Source organism: Lacticaseibacillus sp. 30 (genome assembly GCF_053819265.1).
On the sequence record NZ_JBSOQX010000026.1, the window covers coordinates 24,397 to 35,761 of the forward strand.

The 11,365-nt window shown below is 45.2% G+C and carries 9 protein-coding genes and 1 pseudogene; 8 read left to right on the plus strand and 2 right to left on the minus strand.

Translation table 11 applies throughout. The features are described from left to right. The first annotated feature begins 28 nt into the window (after window positions 1–28). The 6 genes from ACWPAB_RS13255 to nrdD all read left to right on the plus strand — a co-directional run bounded on the left by ACWPAB_RS13255 (window position 29) and on the right by nrdD (window position 6,944). Window positions 29–907, plus strand: coding sequence for a LysR family transcriptional regulator (locus tag ACWPAB_RS13255; protein ID WP_003577331.1), 879 nt, complete (start codon window positions 29–31; stop codon window positions 905–907). A 452-nt stretch (window positions 908–1,359) separates the two neighbouring features. Further along, entirely contained in the window at window positions 1,360–2,481 is a 1,122-nt protein-coding gene (locus tag ACWPAB_RS13260) for a helix-turn-helix transcriptional regulator (RefSeq protein ID WP_003577332.1), read from the plus strand. Window positions 2,482–2,547: 66 nt separating this feature from the next. Next, window positions 2,548–2,763, plus strand: a complete 216-nt coding sequence (locus tag ACWPAB_RS13265; protein ID WP_003577334.1) for a PLD nuclease N-terminal domain-containing protein — start codon at window positions 2,548–2,550, stop codon at window positions 2,761–2,763. Then, window positions 2,760–3,689: an ABC transporter ATP-binding protein gene (locus tag ACWPAB_RS13270; protein WP_003577335.1), complete on the plus strand. Its 930-nt coding sequence runs from the start codon at window positions 2,760–2,762 to the stop codon at window positions 3,687–3,689. The genes ACWPAB_RS13265 and ACWPAB_RS13270 overlap by 4 nt, the downstream gene beginning before the upstream one ends. Further along, the gene (locus ACWPAB_RS13275) at window positions 3,686–4,447 is read left to right on the plus strand and encodes an ABC transporter permease (RefSeq protein WP_003577336.1); all 762 of its coding nucleotides are present in this window, start codon (window positions 3,686–3,688) and stop codon (window positions 4,445–4,447) included. The genes ACWPAB_RS13270 and ACWPAB_RS13275 overlap by 4 nt, the downstream gene beginning before the upstream one ends. 313 nt (window positions 4,448–4,760) lie before the next feature. Continuing rightward, window positions 4,761–6,944, plus strand: a complete 2,184-nt coding sequence (nrdD, locus tag ACWPAB_RS13280) for an anaerobic ribonucleoside-triphosphate reductase (protein ID WP_016382114.1) — start codon at window positions 4,761–4,763, stop codon at window positions 6,942–6,944. Window positions 6,945–7,255: 311 nt separating this feature from the next. On the opposite strand, the gene ACWPAB_RS13285 is transcribed toward nrdD, so the two are convergent. Next, window positions 7,256–7,864: a helix-turn-helix transcriptional regulator gene (locus ACWPAB_RS13285; RefSeq protein ID WP_003577338.1), complete on the minus strand. Its 609-nt coding sequence runs from the start codon at window positions 7,862–7,864 to the stop codon at window positions 7,256–7,258. A gap of 327 nt (window positions 7,865–8,191) precedes the next feature. Here ACWPAB_RS13285 and ACWPAB_RS13290 point away from each other — a divergent pair, with 327 nt between their 5' ends. Next, window positions 8,192–9,541, plus strand: coding sequence for a hypothetical protein (locus ACWPAB_RS13290; protein WP_003577339.1), 1,350 nt, complete (start codon window positions 8,192–8,194; stop codon window positions 9,539–9,541). A 159-nt stretch (window positions 9,542–9,700) separates the two neighbouring features. Beyond that, window positions 9,701–10,465 (plus strand): metallophosphoesterase family protein, encoded by a 765-nt coding sequence (locus ACWPAB_RS13295; RefSeq protein WP_003582970.1) that lies wholly within the window; start codon window positions 9,701–9,703, stop codon window positions 10,463–10,465. Between the two features lie 291 nt (window positions 10,466–10,756). Here ACWPAB_RS13295 and ACWPAB_RS13300 read toward each other — a convergent pair. Beyond that, a pseudogene (locus ACWPAB_RS13300) lies at window positions 10,757–11,365 on the minus strand (FAD-binding oxidoreductase); the annotation flags it as partial.

The window sequence follows — 11,365 nt, forward strand, 5'->3', positions numbered from 1 at the left end:
ACGATTAAAAATGAAGGGATCAATCGCGATGAATCTCAAGCAAATTACCTATTTTTTAGCGGTAGCAGAGGCTGGCCAGATGACTGCGGCGGCGAAACAATTGCACATGGCGCAGCCGCCGTTGAGTTATCAATTGAAAGCACTTGAAGCTGAACTGGGTGTACGCCTGTTTGAACGCGGGTCGCGCGGTGTCCGACTCACTGGTAGCGGCCAACAGTTTATGACATACGCACAACAGATCGTTGAGACGGTTGCGGCAGCTGAGAACGCAGCGCGGCGTAGCGGTGAAGGTGAGATTGGCACACTGGCGCTGGGACTGACTTCTTCGGCCGGTGATGTCCTGCCGAAGCAAAAATTGCAGGCCTTTAATCGCCGCTATCCGCAAGTCGAGTTTGCGCTTTATGAGGACAACACTTATGGCATCCTCGACAAGTTACGCCGCAACATTCTGGATTTGGCCATCGTCCGAACGCCATTTAATGATGACGGTCTAGCTTCATGTCGCCTAAGCAGTGACCACATGATCGCCGTTGCTGCCGCGTCGCAGCCCTTGCCAGCCACGCTAACCATTCCCGACCTCAAGCAGCAGCCGCTGATTGTGTATCGCCGGTTTAGTTCGCTATTCAAAACCACTTTCGCCGAGTATGGCATCACACCGATAATTGCTGTGTTGTGTGATGACGCGCGCACGGCGTTGCATTGGGCCCAGATGGGGATGGGGGTGGCGTTGGTACCGGCGACCATGGCCGCTTTGGCGAGTCAGCAAAGTCACCTTGCCGTGATTGATTATGAGCCGTGGATAACGCACATGACGCTCGTTTGGCAGCCTGAGGCGTTGCACAATCCATTGGTGGCAAGATTTGTGGGGCAACTTTCGGGTGGAAAATCGGAAAAGCATTCAAAATAAGGCTCGACTAGCTTTGTAGGAAGAATTCTGAGCCGTGCCAAACTCTGCAATCTCCGGCCAGCTGGGGCTGGAACGCTGTGACGGCGCTTCGAGCCCAAAAACCGGTCTCGAAGTCGCCTAACAACATCAGCGACAAAGCCCGGTCGCTGTGTTGTTTGCACGGCTGAGCCCCATCTGGCCTACGATTGCTCCGCCTTGGCACTGGGATCTTTAAATCCCTATGAATTATCCATAAAAGGGCCAACAATTCTGAGGCAAAAATTGTTGGTCCTTTTATGGATGTGAATGATGTCCAAATATCTTTGCATTTTTTGACGAATTACAAATGCTTGTTTTGTTGAGATGAATTATGAGTATCCCAACAGTTGATTTAACGATGGGTAAGTTAACAACCACTCGATATACTTACCCATATTGAGCCGCTACAATGATAAGTGAAAAGAGGGAACAAGATGGAAATTAATGTCGGTGCTGTGATCAGTGCTAATCGCAAGCAAAAAGGCATCACCCAGCAAGCTTTGGCAGATTTTGTCGGTGTTTCCAAAGCCTCGGTTTCAAAATGGGAGACAGGGCAAAGCTATCCGGATATTACGTTGTTGCCGATTCTGGCCGCTTATTTTGACGTTAGCATCGACAAGCTGATGGCTTATGATGCGCAACTGAGCAGCACGGAAATTCGTCGCATCTATACGTCAATGAAGCAGGCCTTTGAAACTCAACCGGGAGACGCGGTACTGAAATCAATTCGCAACTTGATTCGGCGGTATTACGCCTGCTATCCATTTTTGCTGCAAATGGGGCTGCTGATTTTGAATCATTACGATCTTTTACCAGGAGCGTCACAAACCGCGAAAGTTACTGAATATGTGAATGAGGCCCGCCTGTTGTTTGTCCGTGTGCGGCAAAATAGCCAAGAGGCGCAGTTAACGGCCAAGGCGGTCGAACTGGAAGGCTATAGTCTGCTTTTGCTCCAACGCCCCGATGATGTGTTAGCGTTGCTGGGCGAATATGTGCCAGAACAACTGCCTGCAGACAGTTTAATCGCCGGTGCTTTTCAGCAAAAAGGCGACTTGCAGCGTGCCATTGCGACCAGTCAAAGCGGCTTGATGCAGGACTTGAGCATCATCATGAGTCAACTGACTAATTACATGACCTTGCTAAATGATGATCCTAACCGATTGGCTGCGACGTATCAACGTGGGCAAGCGATTGCCAAGGCTTTTGATCTAGCAACACTCAATCCGGCAGTCTGGCTCAATTTCCAACTAGCTGCCTTGAATGGCTTTGCGCAACAGGATAAAACGGATGAAGCCGTGGCCCTTTTGCAGGAGTTCACGCATGTTTTGATGGCAACAAAAATGCCATTGACGCTGCATGGCGATGCTTACTTTGATGCCATTGAGCCATGGCTAGAACAACTGGACCTAGGTAGCCAATCACCGCGGGTTAGTGGTCAAGCCAAACAGGTTCTGGCTGATTTCGTCTTGCAAAACCCGGCATTGGCTAAGATCAGAACACTGTCAGAAGTACAACCGCTGTTGGCTGAGTTAAAGCAAGTGAGCGGGCATCGCTAGAACTCGTATATACGGGCATTCAGAATCTCAATAATTTAAATCAAAGCAAACCTTGGAGGAAAGAAAATGAATACCAATTGGCAACTATTTGCAGACTACTGGCCATTTTTAGTGCCACTGATCATTTTAGAATTTGGCTTGATGATCGCTGCAGTGATTCATATCCTGCGCCATCAGCATTATCGGTTCGGCAATCGCCTATTGTGGCTGTTGTTCGTGATTTTCATTCAGATCATTGGTCCGATTGTGTACTTTGTCTTTGGACGGGAGGATGAAAATTGAACATCCTAACTTTGCAACATGTCAGCAAGCATTTTGGTAGCAAGCAAGTGCTGCAAGATCTGAATCTGACTGTGCCGGCTGGGTCGATTTATGGCTTTGTTGGCGAAAATGGTGCCGGGAAAACCACGACTATGAAATTGATTCTAGGCTTGGATCAAGCCAGCGCCGGAGCCATTGAAGTCGCTGGTCAGCCTGTGCATTTTGGTGAAACGGAGACGAATCGGCAGACAGGGTATCTGCCTGATGTGCCGGCTTTTTATGGGTACATGACGGCACCAGAATACTTGAAATTATGCGGTCAGCTGACAGGTTTGCGCGGCGCTGAATTGCAGTCGCGGGTGGCTGCCATGTTGATCCAAGTCGGCTTGGTAGATGCCAAGCACCGTATCAGTGGCTTTTCGCGGGGGATGCGCCAGCGCTTGGGGATTGCGCAGGCCTTACTCAACACCCCGAAACTCTTGATTTGTGATGAACCGACCAGCGCGCTTGATCCACAGGGTCGCACGGATTTTTTACAGTTATTGGCTAGTCTGCGTGGTCAGACTACGATTCTGTTTTCAACGCATATTCTGAGTGATGTGGAGCGGATTTGCGACCATGTCGGGATTCTACATCATGGCCGTCTACAAGTGAGTGCGCCATTGGACGATCTGAAGCAACAGTATGCTAAAAACCAGATTGCCTTGTCGTTTGCGACGACTGCCCAAGCGCAACAAGCCGCGCATTTGTTGGCAACCTTGCAGCAGCAGGGCCAGCTGACGCACCTTGAGCAACAAAAAAACAGTCTTCAAGCAGCATACACCGGTACCTATGCTGCCGCGGCTGATCGCGTCCTCACCATGTTGCTTGAAGCCAAACTCATTCCGATCACGCTTGCCCGGCAAGAAGCCAACTTGGAACAGATTTTCATGGAGGTGACGCGATGAACGCAGCGATTATTTTCACCAAAAAAGAACTGCTTGAAAGCTGGCGGACGCACCGCTTGTTGATTTTGACGGTTGTTTTCCTCATTTTCGGCATTTTGAGTCCGCTGATCGCCAAACTCATGCCGGAACTGTTAAAAGGCGGTCTTGGCGGCATTAAGGTGGCGGTCCCTAAACCGACTTCGCTGGATGCATGGACCCAATATTACAAGAACATCACCCAGATGGGCATATACGTGTTCGCCCTCATGCTTGGCGGTTGTGTGAGTCAGGAGATTCAACAAGGCACACTCGTTAACTTGGTCACCAAAGGCTTGCCGCGCTGGACGGTCATTGTGGGCAAAGCGGTTGTCGGGATGTTGCTCTGGATCTGGATCACCAGCCTCGCCTTTTTGGTAACGTGGGCTTACACCGCGTACTACTTTCCTGATACGCGCAGCCCACATGTGGTACTCGCGTTCTTACCATTATTAGTCTTTGGCTTATTCTTCCTCAGCCTGATCGTGTTTGGCTCCACACTAGCAACGAATAATTATGGCGGTTTGCTGCTGACGATTGTGGTGATGGCACTGTTGTATTTGGCACAAATGGTCAAAAGTTGGCAACATGCTAATCCGGTTGCCCTCATTGGCGACAATATGAAAATCCTTGTCAACAGTGATGCGCTAACGAAATTGATGCCGGCCATGGTCATTGCCGTCGTTGCTGCCGTTGTTTTATTTTTCGCGGCGATCAAGCTGCTGGATCGAAAAAAGCTTTAAAAAATTAGCCGAATTTTTGTTGATTAAACTCAAACTTCAACAAAAATATCGGTTATTTTTGGGCTATGATCAAACGATTTTTGAAAAAGCAGAAGTCGTGTTCACATGCGCAAACGTTATAACAGTCGGGCTTGCCGTCATTATCGTTAAGATGTGTCGTGAACAACCAAATAATGCAAAACACACTATATGGTGTATACAGATAATAATTACCCACAAAATTTGGTAGATATCCCGTTACTTTTGACGCTGAGTCTTGTATACTAGATACATTGTTACAAGCACTTCAAGTTAACGTAATGGGGGATTAGCCATGATCGAATTTTATACACAAATCAAGAAACGAGACGGGCGCATTGTTGATTTTGATGCATCCAAGATCAGCACTGCAATCACGAAGGCGGCAGAAAGTGTGGCAAAACTGGCACCGAGTGACGTGCTGACGATCGATCACTTGACGGATACGGTCACGGCTAAGATTCGCGATCGCTACCACGATGACGTGGAAATCGCAGAGATCCAAACAGTGGTTGAGCAGACCTTGATCGCTGCAGAAAAGTATAACTGGGCTGAAGCGTATACTGAGTATCGCTTGAAGCGTGATTTAGCCCGCAAACAGAAGCAAGATGTTAATTATAACGTCTCGCGCCTAGTGAATCGCGACGAAAGCGTTGTTAACGAAAATGCCAATAAGGACAGCCGGGTCTTTTCAACCCAGCGGGATCTAACTGCAGGCGCAGTGGCCAAGGCAATTGGCCTGAAAATGCTGCCGCCTGCTGTTGCCAACGCGCATTTACGTGGCGATATTCATTGGCATGATCTTGACTACACCCCGTTTATGGCCGAAACCAACTGTTGTCTGATTGATTTTGACTACATGTTGAACCATGGCTTCAGCATTGGCAATGCCGAAGTTGAACCGGCCCATTCGATTCAAGTTGCTGTGACGCAAATGACCCAGATCATCGCTAATGTGGCCTCCAGTCAATACGGCGGCTGCTCCAGCGATCGAACAGATCAGGTCTTGGCGCCATTCGCCGAGAAAAACTATCAAAAACATTTGCGTGAATTCGGCAGCGTGATTGATGATCCGGCTAAGCTGGAAGCACTGGCTGTGAAGCAGACTAAGAAGGATATTTATGATGCCTTGCAAACTTTGGAATATCAGGTGAACACCCTTTATTCCACCCAAGGCCAGACGCCATTTGTCACAGTCGGCTTCGGTTTGGGGACCAGTTGGATTGAACGCGAGATCCAAAAAGACATCCTGAAAATCCGAATTCTAGGTCTGGGTAAAGAACGGCGGACAGCCATCTTCCCGAAATTGGTCTTTACTTTGAAACGCGGTTTGAACCTGAAACCAGAAGATCCAAACTATGATATCAAACAATTGGCGATCGAATGTGCCACCAAACGGATGTATCCTGATGTCGTTTCCTATGACACCATCAAGCGATTGACCGGTTCCTTCAAAGCACCAATGGGCTGCCGTAGCTTCCTGCAGGGTTGGACTGATCCAAAGACAGGCAAAGAAGTGAACGCTGGGCGGATGAATCTTGGTGTTATCACGGTCAACTTGCCGCGGATTGCAATGGAAGCCAATGGCGACAAGGCGAAATTCTGGAAGATTTTTGAAGAACGGATGCGCATCTGTAAGGAAGGCCTGCTCTATAAGGTTGAACGCACCAAACAAGCAACGCCAGAAAGCGCACCGATCCTCTACAAGTATGGGGCCTTTGGTCACAAGCTGGCTGACACCGACAGCATTGACGATCTTTTCAAAAATGGGCGGGCAACTGTTTCACTAGGCTATATTGGTTTATATGAAGTCGGTACTGTTTTCTACGGCTCTGCATGGGAAAAGAATCCCGATGCCAAGGCATTCTCAGTTTCAATCGTGAAGGCTTTGGACGATCACTGCAAGGCTTGGGGAAAACAATATGGCTACCACTTCTCGGTTTATGGCACGCCAAGCGAATCGCTAACTGACACCTTCTGCCGAGCAGATACGAAGAAATTCGGTATCGTGAAGGACATTACGGACAAGGAATACTATACCAACAGTTTCCACTACGATGTGCGCAAATCACCGACCCCATTTGAGAAACTTGATTTTGAAAAGGATTATCCGCAATACAGTGCCGGTGGCTTCATCCATTATTGTGAATACCCGAACCTGAAGCAGAACCCAAAGGCACTGGAAGCCGTTTGGGACTATGCGTATGACAAGATCGGCTATCTCGGCACCAACACGCCAATCGATCAATGCTTCAAGTGCGGGTTCAAAGGTGAGTTCACCGCAACGGCCAAAGGCTATCAATGCCCAGAATGCGGTAACCATGATCCAGCCACTTGCGATGTCGTCAAGCGCCTTTGTGGCTACCTCGGCAACCCGAACAAGCGGCCAATGGTTCACGGTCGTCAGGAAGAAATTATTCACCGGAAGAAACATATCACGTTTAGCCTGAATCAAGTGGCTAATCGGCGAGACAAGTAAGCCTTAGCGAATGCTCAGGTTGGGATAGTCGCGTAACGAAAAAAATCGTCCTTCGTGGGCGATTTTTTTCGTGGTTTTGTATCATGAACCTTCCTCGAATATTAGACTTTAACCTATCGTATTTTGAGCTAGACGGTTTTTATTCTGTTAGGGCGCGTGTACAATTCAAATCAAAAGTTGTGTCTAAATGAAGCATGTTCCTGTGGTGACAGGTTGGAGGTGCGCCATGATCGCAGAGATATTTACCGCAAAACAATGGCAAACAGCAGAGCTACGGAGAGGGTCTATCGTGGGTGATCTTTTGCGAGGATTTAGCGAGCATGTTGATGACGTGGCCATACTGGTTTAGTCATGAGGATCGTAACGAAGCCACTGAGCGTTATCAACAGCACTTGAAGATCAACATCTTGAACCGCGATAAGGACGATGCCTATCAATAAAAAGATCAAACCGAGCACAGAAAAGCCGCCAGCAATCAGACTTCGACTCAAAACCGACCAGTCAGCAAAAATGTCCACCGATTTTGGACTGAGCATATAACTAAAAAGAAACAGAACCGCCACATAAGGCCACCAAATCAGCTGTGCAAGCCATTGTGGAAAGAATCCAAATAAGGTTGTGGCTGCCATCCCTGACATCATGGCAACAACAGTCGTCATGACCGCCATGATCATTTGATGGCGACTTATTTTGCTATCATAGATCAGCTTTTCATTTAGTTTTGGATCGTCAAGAATCAACGTATCAAGAGAGACCTCAAAAATTCTGGCAATACGCGTCACCATTTCTAGATCCGGCAAATTGCGGTCATTTTCCCAGTTGGAGACAGTATGGCGCGAAACGTGAAGCTGTTCCGCTAAGTTAACCTGCGTCATCTGGTGTGCCATGCGGATCTGATGAAGCTGCTTTGAAAAATTCATGCTACTCACCTCGCTTGGGCTTATTGTGGCAAAGATGGATGGCGGTGGCAAGGTAGCGGGGCGGATAAAGAGGCGCGTTATTCGAGACTGGGTCATTACCCGGGAAATAGTGCTGGAAGAAGTCGGGCAAACGAACCCACATTCGTTCTTTTAGCTTCCGGTATAAAACATTGGTGTCCGATGGTTTTAAGAATTGCAACCTTTACGTAAAGGTGTACCCTATTGTCGTTGATATAATTGATGAATATCATTAATTACATAATAAGTGTTTCACTGGTTGTTTAAAAAAGACTTTGAATTTAGTTAGATGAATAAGGAGACGGTCAAATGACACTTGATATGAATGTTATGGCTTTCTGGCAAAATAAGTTAAAGGCTATCGGTCCGCGGCTAACAGCTACTGACAGTCACGCCAAATTTATTGAGTTATTGCAAGACGAAATTAAGAATCTTGGTTTTAACACTATCGAATTTCCTTTTAAAATTAATAGATGTCTTCAAAGTAGCTGTTCTCTTGAGAATGATTCAACAAAAGAAAAGATACCAAATTTAGGACCAGTTCCATATTCTGGAATCACCAAAGAAATGGGTGTGAAAGGAGAAATTAGATTCTTTCAATCAAAACACGATGTGAAGATGAAGGGTAAAGTGGTCGTTATTAAAGTGAAAAACTTTACGATCCCTAAGCTTTTATTAATGCATCAGGTTGCCAAGTACCCTCGGCATACTCACATTGGATTTAGCATAAGACACCCATTAGTTGCAGCCACATTGACCTTAGGTAAAATTCAAGCCGCCAAAGATAAAGGTGCAGTCGGCGTTATTCTGGTTTGGGAACACATCAGTGAGGATCTCGCTAACCGCGAAGTTCTACCTTTTACTAATAGTTATCTGGGGATTCCTTCTGTTTGGGTATATCAAACCCAGCTGGAAGCCTTGAAGCGATGTCGTGATAGAAAGGAACCAGTAAGACTAACACTAACGGGACAATATGAGACAAATGTAACAACGAAATCATTTGCTGTTCTTGTTCCGGGGGAAAATCGGGGCAAACAAATCCTTATAAATACACATACGGATGGGCCAAACGATATAGAAGAAAATGGGGCAATTGCATTGCTCACTGTCTTACATGCCATTAAACATGACAACCTTAAATTTAAAAATACACTTGTGTTTGGATTTGTGAGTGGTCATTTTCAAATTCCACAAAGCGGAATTGAAGGAAGGCAAGCCACTTCGCGATTTCTGCGTGATTTAAGCATGTATGAAACTAGTCAGCATCTTGAAATGAAGAAGGCTTTAGGCCTAACCGTTGAACACTTAGGGGGCCTTGATTATGTTGATAGCCAAAAGGAAAACAAGCTTATTGCGACTGAATTATATGATCCTTTGTATGTATATGCTTCGACTAAAGAAAACAGGGATTTGGTTTTGAAGAGTTTAAGTGGTACCAATGTTAGTGGAAGATATCAAATCCTGAAGCCACGAAAAAATGCCTATTTTGGAGAGGGCCAACCCTTGTACCAAGACGGATGGCCAACAATTTCATTCATTGGCATGCCGCTTGCACTTTGCCAGATGGCATCTCCAATAACTGAACCAGATATTAAGAGTATGTTTGACCAAACGAAGTTGATTTTTCAAATACTAGTCGCAAGTGATCATCAGTTTTAAATCAATTGCGCTTATATTTTAGAATGATAACTTAAGCTATCGAACCAATGACTGACTATTGATCCTGTTGATAGCTGTTGTTAGTATCGCACCCGGATTTTTAAAGTTAGGAATACGAGACCCTGCTTTTAATCTTTGTTAGGAAAGGGAATCATATTAATGAAAATAGCAGCATTATATGATATTCACGGAAATTATCCTGCTTTGAAAGAGGTTTTAAAACAGGTAAAGAAACTGTCTCCAGACTTAGTTGTTTTGGGAGGTGATCTGATCGCGGGACCTATGCCTTTGGAAACGTTGTCGTTATTAAAGCGCGTTTCCACCACATTCAAAACTGTGGGAATTATGGGAAACAACGATCAAGATATCGTTGATATTTATGCAAAAAAAAGAGTTGGACTATCTAGAAAGGCAACTGAGCAATTGACTTGGATAGCAAATCAATTGAGCTATAAGCAAGTGTCTTTCCTAAGAAACTTACTTCCCAGTATTAGTATTGGAAATTATTTCTTTTGTCATGCTGTGAAAAATGATAACACCACTGTTTTTTCTCCACGACAAAATAAAGCCTACATAGAGGCTTTATTTAAAGGAGTTCAAGAATCGTATATTATTTGTGGACATACTCATATACAGTTTGAATTGTCCTTGCCTAATAAAAAGATTATCAACGCAGGCAGCATAGGTATGCCATTCTCAAACCAATTTGGCGCGCAATGGTTGTGGCTGGACGATAACAGAATTGAATATAAAAGAACCATTTTCAATCAACAAGCTGCAATACAATTGATTAGTCAGACTGAATACCCCTTCAAGAACGAATTTATTGCGAATAATCTTCGAAGTACAATATCCTTGAGTCAAGGATATAGCATCTTAAATACACTAATTCGCGCCCAAAATGCGCAACACGATTTAAGTTAATACGTAAAAGCATCTGGAATTATTTCTCAATTAAGTCGCTTGATGTTAAAGATCAATGAGTATGAATTCCCTGTTAACCGCCTTAGTGAATTCGAAACAGATTGCCTAGGCCTCTTTAAAGTCATGGGTAACGACTGAAAATACTATTGAGGGGGTATTGTCTATGCAACTTGGCAGCTAAGCGGTGATTTCACCACAGAAATAACGTTCGGTGGCATCGAGATTGGACACGTATTACCAATAGTGTCCTTGGTTAAACAGATGTTGTGGATCATACTTTGTTATAAGTTTTCACAGTTTGCGACCTGTTTCTTCCGGCCAAATACGTTGACTTTCTTCTATCGATAGATCACTTGAGTAGGAACTATAGACACCCGTCCCTAAATCTTGTAGTGGGCCAAAAACCTCCTTAGCATGAGGCTCTGTGTCCTTTTGCAACCACATAGCTAAGAATACTTTCGCTTTTCGATCATGCCATGCAGTTTCATCAGCATTAATGGTATTTAGCGGGCCGTCAATTGCTCTCATTTCGATACCAATGATTCCTGGAGAAACAAGTATTTTGCTGATAATATCGCCAATATTAGCATTCATGGCATCCAGTAAAATATTTTTTACGAAAACAGGTTGTTGTCCAGAATGCGGGATATGAGGAGCCTTGACCAATTCAGCATAGCTTTTTGTCTCTAATTGATGTTTATTCACTTCAGAAAGGCTTAGAGCTGATTTAAACAAGGCTTTCGCATCAGAATTTATAGAACCTGCCCAAAAATTACTAGCATTTATGTGAACAGTATTTCTATTTTCGGCAGTCAACATGAGATTGCTGCTCATTTTACTAGATGCGTGAGTTATCCAACTTTGCCATTGCTGAATGAACTTTGTCAAATTACTCGTTTG